Below are 16,525 nucleotides of genomic sequence, written 5' to 3'. Positions count from 1 at the left end.
ACGGGTAAGAAACGGTTAACGCACGCAATTCTCGGGATGTAGACCAAGTAGTCCTAGGCAGATTTGAACCGTTCAGGCCGCCGCCGTCTGCTTGGGCCCAGCTGCCCCATTCAATCTGAACGGGCGACAGCTTTGGGGACTTGTCGAAGGCCGCCTCACTCGCTCACTCGAGCGGGTTCAACAGCGTTGTCAGCCGAGCGCGAAAATTGGTGTCAACCCAGCAACCGTTCGGCGGCAAATATGGCCTGCGCCTCGAAGGCGAACAAGGGATCGCTGCCTCTGCAATGACGCCTCCCCTCTGTTCGAATCTACCGCACCGGGACCAGCTGGAGATGCTGAAAATCGAAACTGAAATCGGCCAATGGAGAGAGCGCCTTCATTGTGACCGACGAGATGCGGCCGGCTTCGATTTTGAACTGGACCACGGCATCCTCGCCCACACCCGGGGCGAAGCGGGTGCGGAACGCATCTTTGCCCCAGGGTTCAAGCGCGCTCTTGAAGGCGGGCGTTCTGGTGAAGTCGATCGAAAGACCGTTCGCGGTGCGCATGACCACCACATCGCCATACCATGGGTCGCGGTAGCGGCCGGCATAAACGTCAAGCGCGAGGCTGGGGCCGCCGGGCGGTGGCGTCCGCAGTGCGGCGCCCATTTCCTTCAACGCTTCGCCTTGCTCCTGCGCGACATCCTTTGCACGTGCCGCGACCCAGTCAAAAGCGGGGGCGCCGAGCAAATGATCCAGGATCGCATTGCGCAAGGCGCGGGCGGTCCGCTCCTCGACATTGGAATAGACTGCGACACCAAAGCCACGGTCGGGCAGCAGCGCATGTTCGGTGGCCTGCCCGGTCAGCCCGCCCGAATGCGAAATGAGGCGCTGGCCTCGATAATCATGGACGCCCCATCCCAATGCGTAGGCACCGAGCACCGACCGGCCCGGGTTCGACAGGTCGGGTCCTTTGCCGTTGCCATTGAGCAAGGTGCGCGGAGTCCACATGGCGTCGGCCTGGGCTTCACTGAACAACCGCTTTCCGTTTGAGAGGCGGCCGCGATCGAGCTGGAACTGCAGCCAGGCAGCGGCGTCGTACGCGCTGGCGTTGATTCCTCCGGCAGCGCCAATCTTGTCCTGTTCATCCGGCGCGACCCGTTGCATCGGCCCCATGCCGCGCAATGGCGGGCCAAGTCGCGCGTGGCGTCCCGCGACATTAGCGGTACGGATGCGCGACAAGACGGGGACGCTATCGGCCATGCCGAGAGGCCTCAGGATACGCGCCGCGATGAAATCTTGCCAGCTCATGCCCGAGGCGCGCGCGATCACCTCGCCAGCGACAATATAGAGGACATTGTCATACGCGTAGCGGGTGCGAAAACCCGTTTCGAGCGGCAGGTAACGCAGACCATGCACGATATCCGCGATCGAATGGGTGGTTTCCGGAAATTGCATCAGGTCGCCCGCGCCGAGCGGCAGACCACTGCTGTGGACCAGCAGATCCCGCACCGTCATCATCGCCGTGACCGCCGGATCGCTCATGGCGAATTCGGGGATATAGCGCGTGACCGGCGCTTCCCATTCGACCTTGCCGTCATCAACCAGCATGGCGAGCGCCGTGGCGGTGAAGGCCTTGCTGTTCGAAGCGATGGCGAACAGCGTGTGCTCGTCGACCTTATCGGTCTTGCCTAAGGTGCGAATACCATAGCCGCGCGCGATCGGTGGCTTACTGGGGCGGAGGATGGTGATGCCGAAGCCGGGGACATCGAAGCTATTCATGAAATGTCCGACCAGCGGGTCTAGCCAGGAAGCATCGTCATAGATGTCGGCAGCGATGGCGGGAAGAGCGAAAGATGCGATAGCTCCTGCGCTGGTGAATTTTAGTATTTCACGTCGATCGATCGTCTGAGCCATATCTTCCCCCTCATGATCAAATGCGGGTGTAATGGGATAGGATGGTCCTGTCATTGGAGATATTGGGCAATGCCGATTGGAGCGGACTTTATTGGATGGCGTCGCCGACGCAGGCTTGAACGACCGGAATGGCGGCGACAACTGCCAACCCTCATATCGTTGCCTTGCTGGCCCAATGGCAACGCTGGACATTGCGCCCTCGGGGCTCCAAGCGAAGAGCATGCAGGACAGCCTGAATGCACAGTCCGTGGTAGACGGGGATAGTGATGCAATTCGCGAGATACTCGCGGATGTATGTCGTCTTACCGACATGGGTTTCGCCGCCGTCGCGCGGGTCACCGAAGACCGATGGATCGCTTGCCAGGTGCTCGACAAAATCGAATTCGGGCTGACTCCCGGCGGCGAGTTGCAAATCGCCACCACCATTTGCAGTGAGATCCGCGGAAACGGACTCGCTGTCGTGTTCGACGACGCGACGATCGATTTGGAATGGCGCACCCATCCCGTCCCTATCCTCTATGGATTCAAGAGCTACGCCTCTTTCCCGATCCTCCTGTCGAACGGCGAATTCTATGGCACGCTTTGCGCCATCGACCCTGCACGCCGGAAAGTGAGCACGCCGGAAGTCGTGGCGACGTTGCGCGACTTTGCTGATCGAGTAGCCCAAATTCTCGAGCGCCGAATGGCAACGCGACCCGCCGGCCGATTGCTCTCTACAGATGATCGATCCGCAGGCTGATGCGACAGCATCGCGATGCAACGCTCGCCAATCGCCTGCATTTTCTCAACACCTTGGAAATCGGACCGCAAGAAAGGCATTCTGGTCAGGTCCGCGCTTGCGTCTGACCGACGGCGCGAGCCCTGACACGCTCGCCCTATGCCCTCGCCGGGAAAAGCGGACTCAATTGTCTGTCGATCAACTCCCCCGCAATTCGGATCGATAGCGGTCGAAACAGCGCGCACCGCATGGATGTCGGCTATGGCGGTGGCCCCCGCCCCCGCTGCATTCCCTAGACCGTGCTATCGGGCCTTACCGCTATGCAATCGCCCCGACGAGCTCACCGGGTGCAACACGTTCCGCATCGCGATGCTGGAATGAATCCGCACCACGCCCGGCAGGCGGGAGAGGATTTCCTTATGTATCGCCTCATAAGCAGCGGCGCTGGGTGCGGAGGCGCGCAGGATATAGTCGGCGTCTCCCGTCATCAGGAAGCACTCCTGAATCTCGGGATGTGAGCGGACGGCGGCCTCGAAGCGGTTAAGGTAGGCTTCGGTCTGTCGTTCCAGCGTGATCCGGACGATGGCGATGATGCCTTCATCCGCGGCGCCGGCGACGATGGCGGTATAGCCGCGGATGACGCCGCTCGCCTCGAGATTGTTTATTCGACGCAGGCACGCCGACGGCGACAGCCCGACCTGCTGCGCCAATTCGCTGTTGGGCATGCGGCCGTTGAGACGCAGCAACCGGATGATGTTGCGATCGATGGCGTCAAGTGACACAATCATTCTCCATTTGATACGCATATTATTGCACTGAAGGAGAATTTTTGAAATCTCCTATCAACAAAATGCCATTTCTTCGAACGATGATGGCCTAGCCTCCAGTCCCGGAGGGTTTAGAGCGATGTTCGACGATGACGGCTCTGCGATTGCGGGAGGGCGGCTGCGGATAGACCTGCGGGCGCTGGTGGAAAATTACAGTACGCTCGCCGCGCGCGTGGCGCCCGCGCACCTTGCCGCCGTGGTGAAAGCCAACGCTTACGGGCTGAGCGCTGCGCGGGTCGCGCCAGAGTTGTTCGAAGCTGGTTGCCGGAATTTCTTCGTCGCGCATTTCGTCGAGGCGCTTGAACTGCGTCCCTGCCTGCCCGACGCTGCGACGATCTGGGTGCTCAACGGATTGATGCCCGGCAGTGAAACGGCCTGCGCGCGTAGCGATATTGTCCCCGTCCTCAATTCGCTGGACCAAGCTCGCCGATGGCAGGAAATCGCCCGATCTTTGGGGCGCTCTCTGCGTGCGGCTCTGCAGGTGGATACCGGCATGTCAAGGCTGGGGCTCGCACCACAAGAAGCTATCGGACTTGCCGCCGACGCGCGCTTCGGATCAGACGTGTCGCTGGAACTCATCATGAGCCATCTCGCCTGCGCCGACACACCCGATCATCCGGCGAATGCGGCGCAACTCGCCCGTTTCGAGGCACTGGCAAAGCATTTTCCGAACGTACCCCGATCGCTGGCAAATTCCGGCGGCGCATTCCTCACGGCAGGCTTCCATTTCGATCTCGCCCGTACCGGCGTCGCACTCTATGGCGGCGCGCCCGATGACGCGGCGGAGAACCCGATACGTCCCGTGGTGACCCTGGAGGCCCGTGTGATCCAGCTGCGCAATATTCCTGCGGGTAGCGGGGTCGGCTATGGCCTCAGCTTTAGCGCGGAACGCCCGTCCCGGGTCGCTACTATCGGCGTCGGCTATGCCGATGGGCTGCCCCGTTCGCTGGGCAATCGGGGCGCGGCCTGGTTCAACGGTCATCGGCTGCCGATCGCGGGGCGCGTGTCCATGGACAGCATTACCCTCGACGTCACGGAACTGGCGGAAGGCGAACTCGCCCCCGGTGACTGGATAGAACTGATCGGCCCCAATCAATCGATCGACACGCTCGCGCGTGACGCAGGTACAATTTCCTATGAGATCCTGACGAGCCTCGGTGCGCGCTATCATCGCAGCTATTGCGAGACCGTCGGAGCCTCCGAAGCGAGGGCTGCATGAAGATTGTAATTCTCGGCGGTGGCGTCATCGGCGTCACATCGGCCTGGTATCTCGCAAAGGCCGGGCATGAGGTTGTCGTCATCGACAGACAGGCCGGACCGGCGCTTGAGACCAGCTTCGCCAATGCCGGCGAAGTCTCACCGGGCTACGCGTCTCCCTGGGCAGCGCCGGGTATTCCGCAAAAGGCGATCAAGTGGCTGCTCATGGAACATGCCCCGCTGATCCTGCGTCCGCAGATCGACCGCGAGATGCTTGGCTGGCTGTTCGCTATGCTCCGCAACTGCACGAGCGCGCGCTATGCCGTGAACAAGGGCCGCATGGTCCGCCTCGCCGAATTCAGCCGCGACCGGCTGATCGACCTGCGCGCGGAAACCGGCATCGCCTATGACGAGCGGATGCAGGGCACGCTTCAGCTGTTCCGCACCCAAAAGCAGCTCGACGGCATCGCCAAGGATGTCGAGGTGCTCCGCGCCGGCGGCGTGCCGTTCGAGATACTCGATGCGGCCGGCTGCGTTGCTGTCGAACCGGGCCTCGCCAGCGTCCAGCACAAATTGACCGGCGGCCTGCGTCTGCCCAATGACGAGACCGGCGATTGTTTCAAGTTTACCAATGCCCTTGCCGGGCTGGCGGGCTCCAAGGGCGTTGCCTTCCATTATGGCGTGAACATCGAGGCGATCGAGACCGCAGGAGGCAAAGTGATTGGTGTGCGGACCGACCGCGGCCACTTTGTCGCCGACGCCTATGTCGTGGCGCTTGGCAGCCATTCGGCGCGGCTGGTGCGACCGTTGGGTATGGGGCTCCCAGTCTATCCCGTGAAGGGCTATTCGATAACCGTCCCCATCATCGATGCGGCGCGCGCGCCCGTCTCAACGCTGATGGACGAGACCTTCAAGATTGCGATCACGCGGCTGGGTGATCGCATCCGCGTCGGCGGCATGGCCGAGATCTCCGGCTACAATAATATCCTGCCCGAACGCCGCCGCGCGACGCTCGCTTATTCGGTGGGAGACCTGTTTCCCGGCGCCGGCGACATTGCGGCGGCGAGCTACTGGTCCGGTCTGCGGCCGATGACACCCGATGGAACGCCGGTCATCGGACCGACTGCGCTTCCCAATCTCTTTCTCAACACCGGCCATGGAACGCTTGGCTGGACGATGGCATGCGGCTCCGGACATGTGCTCGCCGACATCGTCAGCGGCAAGGCGCCGGCGATCGACACCGATGATCTTTCGATCGCGCGCTATGGCAGAGCCTGAACTCCCAACCCGAAAGGAAATAAAGATGACCATCCGCCGCCTTGAAGCTGGCCCCCGCATGAGCCAGGCCGTCATTCACGGCAACACCGTCTATCTCGCCGGTCAGGTCGGCGCGCCGGGCGAAAGCGTGACCATTCAAACCCGGGCGGTGCTCCGCGAGATCGACGATCTGTTGGCCGAGGCCGGCACCGACAAGTCGAAGATTCTTTCTGCCACCATCTGGCTCGCTGATATGGCCACATTTGGCGAGATGAACGCGGTGTGGGACGCGTGGGTCGATCCGGCCAATGCACCGGCACGGGCGACCGGAGAGTCGAAACTGGCGACGCCCGATTACAAGGTCGAGATCATCGTCATCGCGGCGCTCGACTGACGTCTTCGGTCGGATTGCATGTCGGAGGATGGCGGGAGGCTTCCGCCTCCACAAGCACGGCATCGTTGATCGAGAGTCCTGGCCACGATCGATCAAACCGATGCGCAGGGCTCCATAGCGCCACCGCCGCCAGCGCTTTGATCCGCGCGTCGGTGGTGGCATGGAGGTTTCTTGAAGCGTTGCGCTCCCAAGCAATTGGCTTGAGAGTCTCATTTCAAAGTGGCGCTAACAGATTTGTCGCGATCCAACCAAACTCGACCAAAACAGGTGCTTGTCCCATGCTCGATCGTCTCGTCGCCATCATGGAACGCCTCCGCGATCCCGAAACCGGCTGCCCCTGGGATCGGGTACAGACCTTCGAGACGATCGCCCCTTACACGATCGAGGAAGCCTATGAAGTGGCCGATGCCTGCGCCCGCGAGGACATGGCATCGCTCAAGGACGAACTCGGCGATCTCCAGTTGCAGGTCGTCTATCACGCCCGCATGGCCGAGGAACGCGGCGCCTTCGCAATTGATGACGTTATCGCCGCGATCTGTGACAAGATGATCCGCCGCCATCCCCACGTCTTCGGCGACAGCGCTTCCCCCGGCTGGGAGACGATCAAGGCCGAGGAAAGAAAGGTTAACAGCGATGGATCGGCGCTCGCCGGCGTCGCGCTCGGCCTGCCCGCCTTGCTCCGCGCCGAAAAGCTTCAAAAGCGCGCCGCCCGCACCGGCTTCGACTGGCCGGATACCGACGGCCCCCGCGCCAAGATCATCGAAGAACTGGAAGAGGTGCAGACCGCGCCCGACGCTGAAGCACTGACCGAGGAATTCGGCGACCTGCTCTTCGCGGTGGTCAATTGGGCGCGCCATCACGGCGTCGATGCCGAGGCCGCACTGCGCTCAGCCAACGCCAAGTTCGAACGCCGCTTCCGCGCCATGGAGGCGATCGCTGGCGCCGGGTTCGAAAGCCTCGATCTCGAGGGTAAGGATGCGCTGTGGGATCAAGCCAAGGCGGCTGAGCGCGGCGGGATCAGCGCGCCTGGAAGCGCGCCCAGTCGGGCTCGCTCAGCTTGACCTCAATCGCCAGCCTGTCGTCCTGCAATTCCTGCGACAGCACCTCGCCATGCGCATGCAGCCAGGCGATCGCGCTGCCGTCGGCTGGGTCGACAAGCAGGCTGTAACGGCGACTTCCTGCGGTCAGCCGTGATGCGATCGTGCGGGCGAGACTATCGACGCCCGCCCCGGAAAGCGCCGAAATAGCGACGACATCTTCGCGACGGGCAGCCTCCGCCTGCACGCGCTCGACCTCTTCCGGCGGCAGTGCATCGATCTTGTTCCAGGCTTCGAAGACGGGGACGCCCCCTTCCCCGCCATTGATACCGATCTCCTCCAGCACCGCCGCGACATCCGCCGCCTGCGCTTCGCTGTCGGGATGCGAGATATCGCGGACATGGATGATGAAGTCCGCTGCCGTCACCTCTTCCAGCGTAGCGCGGAAGGCCGCGACAAGCTGGGTCGGCAGATCGGACACGAAACCCACCGTGTCGGACAAAATGGCCTTGTCGATGCCGGGCAGCGAGATCTGTCGCATCGTCGGGTCGAGCGTCGCGAACAGCAGATCCTCCGCCATCACGGTTGCGCCGGTCATCCGGTTGAAGAGCGTCGATTTGCCGGCGTTGGTATAGCCGACCAGCGCTATGATCGGCCAAGGCGCGCGCTGGCGCCGCGCGCGGTGGAGACCGCGGGTGCGCGTGACATGCTCCAGTTCGCGCCGCAGCTTCGCCATCCGGTCGCGGATCAGGCGACGGTCGGCCTCGATCTGGGTTTCACCGGGGCCGCCGAGGAAGCCGAAGCCGCCGCGCTGGCGCTCAAGGTGGGTCCAGCTCCGCACCAGCCGTCCCGCCTGGTAATCAAGGTGCGCAAGTTCGACCTGCAACCGCCCCTCGGCCGTCGCGGCGCGCTCGCCAAAAATCTCAAGGATCAGGCCGGTACGGTCGATCACCTTGGCGTCGAGCGCCTTTTCCAGATTACGTTGTTGGATAGGCGTCAATGCGCCATCGATGATCACCAGTTCTGCATCGGCCATGCGCCGTGCAGTGGCGATCGCCTCCACCTGGCCCGAACCGAACAATGTCGCCGGCTTCGGATCACGCAGGCGGAACGCCAGCTTTTCGATGACATCGACACCGATGGCGGCGGCAAGCCCTGCGGCTTCTTCCAGCCGAGCATCGGCGTCACGCCCCGTGCCTCCGCCGCGATCGGGCAGAGCCACGATCGCCTTGGCGCCGCGGCTCAGCCCGTCGTCTTCATCGCGATTGAATACGCTCAATCTTCATCCGCATCATTGTCGACACCGCTCAGATTGAGCGGATTTGCAGGCTGCACTGTCGAGATGGCGTGCTTATATACCAACTGGCTCATGCCGTCGCGACGCAGCAGCATGCAGAACAGGTCGTAGGCCGCGATTTCGCCCTGCAGCATCACGCCATTGACCAGGAACATGGTGACCGGTTCGCGAGTCTTTCGCACCGCGCTCAGGAAAATCTCCTGAAGCAGCGTCGCCTTGCGCTCCTCGGCGAACGTCTTGTCGATCTCCGAAAGATCGAGCGGATGGGCCGGCATCACGGTCGAGATCGCGTGCTTGTAGATCAGCTGCGACTGACCGTCGCGGCGGAGCAGCACGGAAAAATTGTCGAACCAGGTAATGATGCCCTGCAGCTTCACGCCCTTCACCAGGAACATGGTGACAGGGGTTTTCGACTTGCGCAGCGTGTTGAGGAAGATGTCCTGAAGGTTATTGACCTTGTCGGCCATAAGTCCGGTCTCCGGATTCGTGGCGGGACATTACCCGCGTGAGCGCCTTGGCCGGCGTCGTGCTCGCCCGCCGATCGCGGGCTTAGAGAGACTTACCGCAGGTGCGAAGAGAGGTCCATGCCTCTCTTGCCGTCATTCCTCCCCATCTTTGGGATCGGCCAGGCCCAATGTCTTCAATTTGCGATGGAGCGCTGATCGCTCCATGCCGATGAAGGTGGCCGTGCGGGAGATATTGCCCGAGAAGCGTCGAATCTGGACACGCAGATATTCCCGCTCGAACGTCTCGCGGGCTTCCCGGAGCGGCGTTCCCATGATCGACTTGGCCGCATTGCCCGGTACGATCCGTTCCTGATCGCTCAGCACTTCGGGCGGCAGCATATCGACATCAATCACCCGCAGCCGATCGCCGGGCGCGAGAATGATGGTCCGTTCGACGACATTGCGAAGCTGGCGGACATTGCCCGGCCATTCATAGGTCTGGAGCGCCGCCACCGCCTCCGGCGACACCGCGGGCGTCGTCACGCGGCGCTCCGATGCGAAGCGCGCAACGAAATGGTCGACCAGCGCCGGAATATCCTCGCGCCGCTCGGAGAGCGCCGGCAGATGTACCGGCACGACGTTCAGCCGGTAATAGAGATCCTCGCGGAACCGTCCTTCGGCGATCTCGACCGCCAGATCGCGTGCGGAGGCCGAAACCACGCGAACATCGACCTTCACCGTCCGGGTGCCACCGATCCGCGAAAAGCTCTGATCGGTGAGCACGCGCAGGATTCGGCCCTGGGTGGTCATCGGCATGTCAGCGATCTCGTCGAGAAACAGCGTACCGCCATGGGCCTGTTCCAACAGGCCGGGACGGACAAGTTCGCCGCCCTCCTCCACCCCGAAAAGCTCTTCTTCGACACGCTCCGGCGTCATGCGGGCCGCAGACACGACGATGAAGGGAGCCGATGTGCGGGGACTCCACATATGCAGCAGCCGTGCCGCAACCTCTTTGCCCACGCCCGCAGGACCGCTGATCAGCACCCTGCTTCCCGTCGGTGCCACGCGCTTCAGCGTTGCGCGGATGGTGTTGATCGCCGCCGAATTGCCCGTGAGTTCGTCCTCCTGCCCGATCTGCGCCTTGAGTGACGCGACTTCGCGGCGCAGGCGTTCGGTTTCGGTGGCGCGGGCAACGAGCAGCAGCAGGCGCTCTGCCTCGAACGGCTTTTCGATGAAATCGGTGGCACCGCGGCGGACGGCGGCGACGGCGGTGTCGATATTGCCATGGCCGGAAATGACGAGCACCGGAATGGAAGGATCGCGACGCTTGATTTCCTCAAGCAGATCCAGCCCATCGAGGCGCGAACCCTGCAACCACACGTCCAGCAGCACCAGCGAAGGGCGCCGCTCGGTCAGCGCCGCAAGCGCGCTGTCGCTGTCGGCGGCCGTCCGCGCCTCATACCCCTCATCCTCGAGCACGCCGGCGACCAGTTCGCGAATGTCCTGCTCATCGTCGACGATCAATACGTCCAGGCTCATTTATCCATCACTTTTCTGGCGGGTCAGGGCAGGAAGCGCCGCCGCGTCACGGTCGGCAGGTTCGACATCATTGGCATGGTCGAGCGGCAACAGGATCGCCAAGTCGAAGCCGAGGACAACCACCGTGCCCCCACCTTCACGATCCGAAAATGTAATTGTTCCAAAATGTTCCTCGACGATCTTGCGAACAATCGCGAGACCGAGACCGGTCCCCCGCGCGCGCGTCGTCATATAGGGTTCGGTGATCCTTTCGCGTTCTGGCGGCAGGCCGATGCCATCGTCGGCGACGCTGATCGAAAGCCGCCCGCCGTCTTCCGAGATGGCCATCACGATCGCCCCGGGCGTGCCCTCCCCCTTCGCGTCGATCGCTTCGACGGCATTCTTGACGATGTTGGTCAGCGCCTGCCCCAACTGGCGTCGATCGCAGACCATGATCAAGGCATGATCCGGCGCGTCGAGCGTGAAGCGGATCGCAGGATGCGCCACCTCATGCAGGAAGAGCGCCTGACGCGCGATATCGACGACGGAGTCGGACCGGAAGATCGGCTTCGGCATCCGCGCGAAAGACGAGAATTCGTCGACCATCCGGCGAAGGTCGCCGACCTGCCGGACGATCGTACCCGTCAATCGCTCGAACACGGCCTTATCGGACTGGACTTCCTGGCCATAACGGCGCTGGAGCCGCTCGGCCGCGAGTTGGATCGGCGTCAGCGGGTTTTTGATCTCATGCGCGATACGCCGCGCGACATCCGACCAGGCGGCGCGGCGCTGATCGAGCAATTGCTGTGTGATGTCATCGAAGGTCAGCACCTGCCCATTGTCGGTACGCACCAGCTTGACGGCGAGCGTCCGGGGTTCGCCGCCGCTGGCGAACTGGATCACGGCCTCGCGGTCCTTACCGTCCAGCAGATCCCCGAATTCGGGCGCAACATCCGAAATCGGCCGGCCCACCGGGCTTTGCTCGCCGGTCTTGAGGAGTTCGGCGGCGGAGAGGTTGACCAGGCGAATGATCCCCTCGCCGTCGACCGAGATCACCCCGGCGCTAACGCCCGACAGCACAGCTTCGGTGAGTGCGCGTCGGTTGTCGAGCAATTGGTTGGCGGAAACCAGCGCACCCGTCTGCTCCTCGAGCTTTCGCGTCATGCGATTGAACGCGGCGGCGAGCGTGCCGATTTCATCATGCGATCGTGGCAATGTCACCCGAGCAGAAAGATCGCCCGCCGCCACCTGCCGCGCCGCGCCGACCAGATCGGCAACTGGCCGCACAAGTCGATCCGCCACCTTCAGGGCGATAAAGATCGCCGTTGCGACAATGAGCAGCGAGACGACGAGAAGCGCCGCATTGAACTGGAGTTGCAGCGACCGCGACCGAGCGAGCAACGAGGCATAGTCGCCCCGCGCGCTTCTCGCCCGCGCCACCGACTGCAGCACCGTGGGATCGACGCCGCGCGAGGCATAGAGATAGACCTCCGCCTCCGGATCCAGACGCACCACGGTCTCCACACGATCGCCAGCATCGGTGACGACACGAGCGCGCCCCTGCCGCAGTTCGGCAATGGAGGCCGCGGGCAAACGAAGTTCGAGCGGTCGATCGTCGAGATTGGCCCCTGCGATCAGCCGTCGAGTGCCATCGGCGCCGATGGTCACGACTGCGGCTTCCGATAGATTTCGCGCCGATACCTGCCATGCCAGGCCTTCGGCAAAGCGGGGTGAATCGATTCCGAATTCGGTGGCATAGCCATTCACGTCGCCGCCCATGGCGACGACGTCCGCGACGATGCGCTGCTTGTTCTCCTCGACATAGGCCTGGGCCACGCTGTCGGCATTTTCGAGAACCGTACGCGCGCGATCGGAAAACCAGAATTCGACGCCATATTGGAACAATAGCGATGCGAAGATCACGACCAGCAGTGTCGGAACGCTGGCGATCACTGAAAATACGGCGACCAGACGGACATGCAGGCGGCCATTGCCGCCAACCGGGGAGCGTGCGGCCCTGCCCTTCGCAATCCGACGCGCCAGCAGCACCAGCAACGCCATCACCGGTACCAGATTGGCAACCAACAGCAGTGCCACCAGCGGCGGCGTCAGCAATCGCGCCGGCGTCCCTCCACCCGTGATGATGAAATAGCTGACGGTGGCGATCGCGATGGCGGCGGCCAGTGTCGCCATCTCGATGAACGGCATCAGCCGGCGGCGCGTCAGCAGGCCGGCGCGCCTTATCCAGGCGGAACCTTCGTTGCGAGTTGGAACCGACGACGCTGGCATCGTGGCATCACTACCACGATCGCGTTGCATTCAAAACACAGTTACGACATTTGCAATCGCTGGGCCGCCGCTATCCCATTTTCCGTAAATCGGAGGGGTCGATCCCACGCTCGGTGAGCTTTTTGCGCAACGTATTACGGTTAATTCCGAGAAGCTTCGCCGCTTTGAGCTGGTTGCCCTTCACCGCCGCCAGTGCCAGCGTCAACAGCGGTCGTTCCACTTCCGCCATGACCCGATCGAACAGTCCGTCGGGCGGAAGGTCGCGGCCGAAGGTTGCAAAATAGCGGGCCACATGATGCTCGACAGCGTCCGCCAGGCCGCCCGCCGTGGCGATCGCCGGAGCCAATCCATCCATGGTGTCACCGCCGAACTGCTGATCGATAGCGGCGGCGGTGATCCACTCGTCGCGGCTAAGGGCGGCCAGACGGCGCATCAGATTCTCGAGCTCACGGACATTGCCGGGCCAATTGTGCTGCCCGAGTCGTTCTACGGCGGCGCCATCAAGGCGCTTGCGCGGCAGGCCATCGGCGACGGCGCGATCGAGGAAATGATTGGCCAATTCGCCAATATCCTCGATCCGCTGGCGCAGCGGCGGCAGGCGGACCGGGACCACGTTCAGCCGGTAATAAAGGTCTTCGCGAAAGGCATTGTCGGCGATCAGCCGCGGCAGATCCTTATGGGTAGCGGCAATGATGCGGACATCGGTGCGGATCGATCGGGCGCTGCCGACGGGATTGATTTCGCCGGTCTGGAGCACGCGCAGCAGCCGCGTCTGCGCCTCGAATGGCATGTCGCCGATCTCGTCGAGGAAAAGCGTGCCGCCCTGGGCCTGCTCGAAACGTCCCGCCGTTCGCGCCGCCGCGCCGGTAAAAGCACCCCGTTCATGGCCGAACAATTCGCTTTCGATCAGTTCACGCGGGATGGCCGCCATGTTGATCGCGACGAAAGGCTTGCCTGCGCGGGAGCCGAGATCGTGGATCGCGCGCGCAACCAGTTCCTTGCCGGTGCCCGATTCGCCGAGAATCAGCACGGTAAGATCATTTGCCACCACCCGCGCGATGGTCCGATACACCTCCTGCATCGGCGCCGATCGACCGATCAGCGGGAGATCCTCACCTTTCCCGGCCTCAGCTGTGTCACGCCCCGCCGCCGCGCGTGCGGCAAGCGCATCGCTGACAGCTCGCGCGAGCTCTCCGAGATCGAACGGCTTCGGCAGATATTCGAAGGCACCCTGTTCAGTCGCACGGACGGCGGTGGTCAGCGTATTCTGAGCCGACAGCACAATCACAGGCATGCCCGGATTGGCTTCCAGCATCTCGGGCACGAGATCGAGACCGTTGCCATCGGGCAGCACGACGTCGGTCACCAGCACCTGCGGCATGAAATCGCGCATCTTGCGGCGCTGCTCGGCGACGGTCGCCGCGGTTTCGACATTATGGCCTTCGCGACGCAGCGCTTCGCGCACGACAGTGCGAATCGCAGCGTCATCGTCGACGACGAGGATGCGGCCGACGGTCATGATTGCCCCGCGCGCGGCAGCAGCAAGCGAAATACCGTTTTCGGCGGCGTGCCCTCGCGCGAATATTCGATCATCCCCCCCTGGTCGGCGACCAGCTTGGCGACCAGAGCAAGCCCGAGGCCTCCCCCCGATGGCTTGCTGGTCACGAAAGGCTCGAACATATGATCGGCAATCTCCTCCGGCGCGCCCGGCCCTTCATCGATCACACAAACCTCGATCGGCAGTGAGCGTTTGCCGTCGCCGCCGCGCAGCCGCACTGAAACGCCATGACGATAGGCCGTTCGTAAGGTGATAACATTCCCTTTGTTTTTCATGGCTTCAGCGGCATTTTTAACCAGGTTTATAAGAATTTGCACCAGCGAGTCGCGGTGACCGAGGACGGGCGGCAGCGAAGGATCATAATCCTCGCGAATCGTGAAATCGCTGGCAAAGCCTTGTACGGCCAGCTCGCGGGCGTGGCCCAGCAAGGCGTGGATGTTCTGCGGGGCCAGAACAATCTGCCGCGTATCGGTAAAGCCTTCCATGCGATCGATCAGCGCGGCGACGCGATCTACCTCGTCGCGGATCAGACGCGTCAGATCGCGCGCGCCCTCATCCACCGAGGTTTCAAGAAGCTGGGCAGCCCCTCTGATCCCTGAAAGCGGATTCTTGATCTCGTGGGCGAGCATCGCTGCCGCACCGATTGCGGACAGGGCTCCGCCCTCGCGGTCACCGCGTCGGCCGATCAGATGAGCGGGAGGAAGCCCGTGGATGGTCAACACCCGCCACCCAACACGATCCGGCATCGGCCCAACCATCAGGTCAATGCGCTGATGCCGATCCGGCGGAAGAACCACCTCCAGGTCGTAGGCGGCAAAGGGCGCATCGGCGGGCATCGATGTCAGCGGATGGCCTATCAACGCTTCGATCTCGCGGCCGATGATCGCGCCACGGCCAAGGTTCAACAGCGTTTCGCCGGCGCCGTTGACATCGCGCACGATCCCCTGCCCATCGATCACCAGCATTGGCGTTGGCAGTGCCGCGATCTGTTCCGCAGGATCGGGTTTGACGGCGGTCGGCTGTTCGGCGGCGCGACGGCCGAACCGGATCAAGCCGCTGCCCGGCAGAGCCATGGCGCGTAAAACTCTTCGAGCATCGCCAACACGGTGGCGGCTTCGGGTTCCTGGTTCACGCGATTGCGGAACTCGGCCGATCCGGGCAGCCCCTTGGTGTACCAGCCGATATGCTTGCGGGCCATGTTGACACCGGTAAACTCGCCATAATGATCGAGCATGTCACGATAATGCTTTGTGATAACGCGATATTGTTCGTCGATGGAAGGATCGGACACGCGTTGTCCCGTCTCCAGCCAGCGCATTACCTGGTGGAGCAGCCACGGCCTGCCATAAGCGCCGCGGCCGATCATGATGCCGTCCGCGCCTGACTGTTCGAGCGCCTTGTCGGCATCCTCAATCGAGCAGATGTCGCCATTGGCGATCACCGGGATCGAAACGGCGTCCTTCACCTTGCGGATGAAGGCCCAGTCCGCCGATCCCTTGTACATCTGGCAGCGGGTGCGGCCGTGGACCGTGATCATCTTGATACCGACATCCTCGGCGATCCGGGCCAGTTCGGGCGCATTGAGGCTGTTATGATCCCAGCCCATCCGCATCTTGAGCGTCACCGGCACCTTCACCGCGCCGGCCACGGCCTTGACGATCGCAATCGCCAGATCAGGCACGCGCATCAGCGCAGAGCCGGCATCGCCGTTGACGACCTTGCGGACGGGGCAACCCATATTGATGTCGATGATTGCGGCACCGCGATCTTCCGAGAGCTTGGCGGCCTCGGCCATCTCCACCGGGGTGCAGCCGACGAGCTGCATCGACACCGGCTCCTCGATCGGATCCCAAGCGGCCTTCTGCACCGACTGACGCGTCTCGCGGATCGCCGCCTGGCTGGCGATCATCTCGGTGACGTTGAGCCCCGAACCATATTCGCGAACGACCTTGCGGAAGGGTAGATCGCTGACACCCGTCATCGGCGCCAGGATCACCGGCGTGGCGATAGTGACGTCACCGATCTGGATGGGGTTGAGCCGCGACATTCTGCAATCTGCCTAAAAAACCGGCAGTCGCCCTACTAGCAA

13 protein-coding genes and 1 pseudogene are annotated in these 16,525 nt (G+C 62.9%); 5 read left to right on the top strand and 9 right to left on the bottom strand.

Annotation, left to right across the window (positions count from 1 at the left end; all coding sequences use genetic code 11):
* Positions 1-308: 308 nt before the first annotated feature.
* Positions 309-2,210 (bottom strand): serine hydrolase, encoded by a 1,902-nt coding sequence (locus ACFB49_RS05695; RefSeq protein ID WP_380877076.1) that lies wholly within the window; start codon positions 2,208-2,210, stop codon positions 309-311.
* Between ACFB49_RS05695 and ACFB49_RS05690 the strand changes: the two genes are divergently transcribed.
* Positions 2,209-2,637: a GAF domain-containing protein gene (locus ACFB49_RS05690; RefSeq protein ID WP_380877073.1), complete on the top strand. Its 429-nt coding sequence runs from the start codon at positions 2,209-2,211 to the stop codon at positions 2,635-2,637. The genes ACFB49_RS05695 and ACFB49_RS05690 overlap by 2 nt on opposite strands.
* Before the next feature lie 281 nt (positions 2,638-2,918).
* Here ACFB49_RS05690 and ACFB49_RS05685 read toward each other — a convergent pair whose 3' ends face one another.
* Positions 2,919-3,404, bottom strand: a complete 486-nt coding sequence (locus tag ACFB49_RS05685) for an Lrp/AsnC family transcriptional regulator (RefSeq protein ID WP_380877070.1) — start codon at positions 3,402-3,404, stop codon at positions 2,919-2,921.
* A gap of 118 nt (positions 3,405-3,522) precedes the next feature.
* Here ACFB49_RS05685 and alr point away from each other — a divergent pair, with 118 nt between their 5' ends.
* The 4 genes from alr to mazG all read left to right on the top strand — a co-directional run bounded on the left by alr (position 3,523) and on the right by mazG (position 7,352).
* Positions 3,523-4,662: an alanine racemase gene (alr, locus tag ACFB49_RS05680; RefSeq protein ID WP_380877066.1), complete on the top strand. Its 1,140-nt coding sequence runs from the start codon at positions 3,523-3,525 to the stop codon at positions 4,660-4,662.
* On the top strand, positions 4,659-5,918 hold the full coding sequence (locus ACFB49_RS05675; RefSeq protein WP_380877064.1) for a D-amino acid dehydrogenase: 1,260 nt from the start codon (positions 4,659-4,661) through the stop codon (positions 5,916-5,918). Before alr ends, ACFB49_RS05675 begins: the two co-directional genes overlap by 4 nt.
* Before the next feature lie 25 nt (positions 5,919-5,943).
* Complete coding sequence (locus ACFB49_RS05670; protein WP_380877061.1) at positions 5,944-6,291, top strand: RidA family protein; 348 nt, start codon at positions 5,944-5,946, stop codon at positions 6,289-6,291.
* 278 nt (positions 6,292-6,569) lie between these two features.
* Positions 6,570-7,352: a nucleoside triphosphate pyrophosphohydrolase gene (gene mazG / locus ACFB49_RS05665; protein ID WP_380877058.1), complete on the top strand. Its 783-nt coding sequence runs from the start codon at positions 6,570-6,572 to the stop codon at positions 7,350-7,352.
* Here mazG and hflX read toward each other — a convergent pair.
* From hflX to dusB, 7 genes and pseudogenes are all read right to left on the bottom strand, one after another.
* Positions 7,309-8,607: a GTPase HflX gene (hflX, locus tag ACFB49_RS05660; protein WP_380877055.1), complete on the bottom strand. Its 1,299-nt coding sequence runs from the start codon at positions 8,605-8,607 to the stop codon at positions 7,309-7,311. The two genes, mazG and hflX, sit on opposite strands and share 44 nt — an antisense overlap.
* Positions 8,604-9,098: pseudogene (gene hfq / locus ACFB49_RS05655) on the bottom strand (RNA chaperone Hfq); the annotation flags it as partial. The pseudogene hfq and the gene hflX, both read right to left, overlap by 4 nt.
* A gap of 126 nt (positions 9,099-9,224) precedes the next feature.
* Positions 9,225-10,610: a sigma-54-dependent transcriptional regulator gene (locus ACFB49_RS05650; protein ID WP_380877052.1), complete on the bottom strand. Its 1,386-nt coding sequence runs from the start codon at positions 10,608-10,610 to the stop codon at positions 9,225-9,227.
* Positions 10,611-12,878 (bottom strand): ATP-binding protein, encoded by a 2,268-nt coding sequence (locus ACFB49_RS05645; protein WP_380877049.1) that lies wholly within the window; start codon positions 12,876-12,878, stop codon positions 10,611-10,613.
* A 70-nt stretch (positions 12,879-12,948) separates the two neighbouring features.
* Positions 12,949-14,397, bottom strand: a complete 1,449-nt coding sequence (ntrC, locus tag ACFB49_RS05640; RefSeq protein ID WP_380877046.1) for a nitrogen regulation protein NR(I) — start codon at positions 14,395-14,397, stop codon at positions 12,949-12,951.
* On the bottom strand, positions 14,394-15,509 hold the full coding sequence (locus tag ACFB49_RS05635; protein WP_380877043.1) for a nitrogen regulation protein NR(II): 1,116 nt from the start codon (positions 15,507-15,509) through the stop codon (positions 14,394-14,396). Before ACFB49_RS05635 ends, ntrC begins: the two co-directional genes overlap by 4 nt.
* Positions 15,485-16,483, bottom strand: a complete 999-nt coding sequence (gene dusB / locus ACFB49_RS05630; RefSeq protein WP_380877041.1) for a tRNA dihydrouridine synthase DusB — start codon at positions 16,481-16,483, stop codon at positions 15,485-15,487. Before dusB ends, ACFB49_RS05635 begins: the two co-directional genes overlap by 25 nt.
* Between the last annotated feature and the right edge of the window lie 42 nt (positions 16,484-16,525).

It is taken from the genome of Sphingomonas sp. DBB INV C78 (assembly GCF_042693015.1).
Classification (GTDB): domain Bacteria; phylum Pseudomonadota; class Alphaproteobacteria; order Sphingomonadales; family Sphingomonadaceae; genus Sphingomonas_E.
Note: the sequence above shows the minus strand (reverse complement) of the source record. Positions and strands in the feature narration are given on the sequence as shown.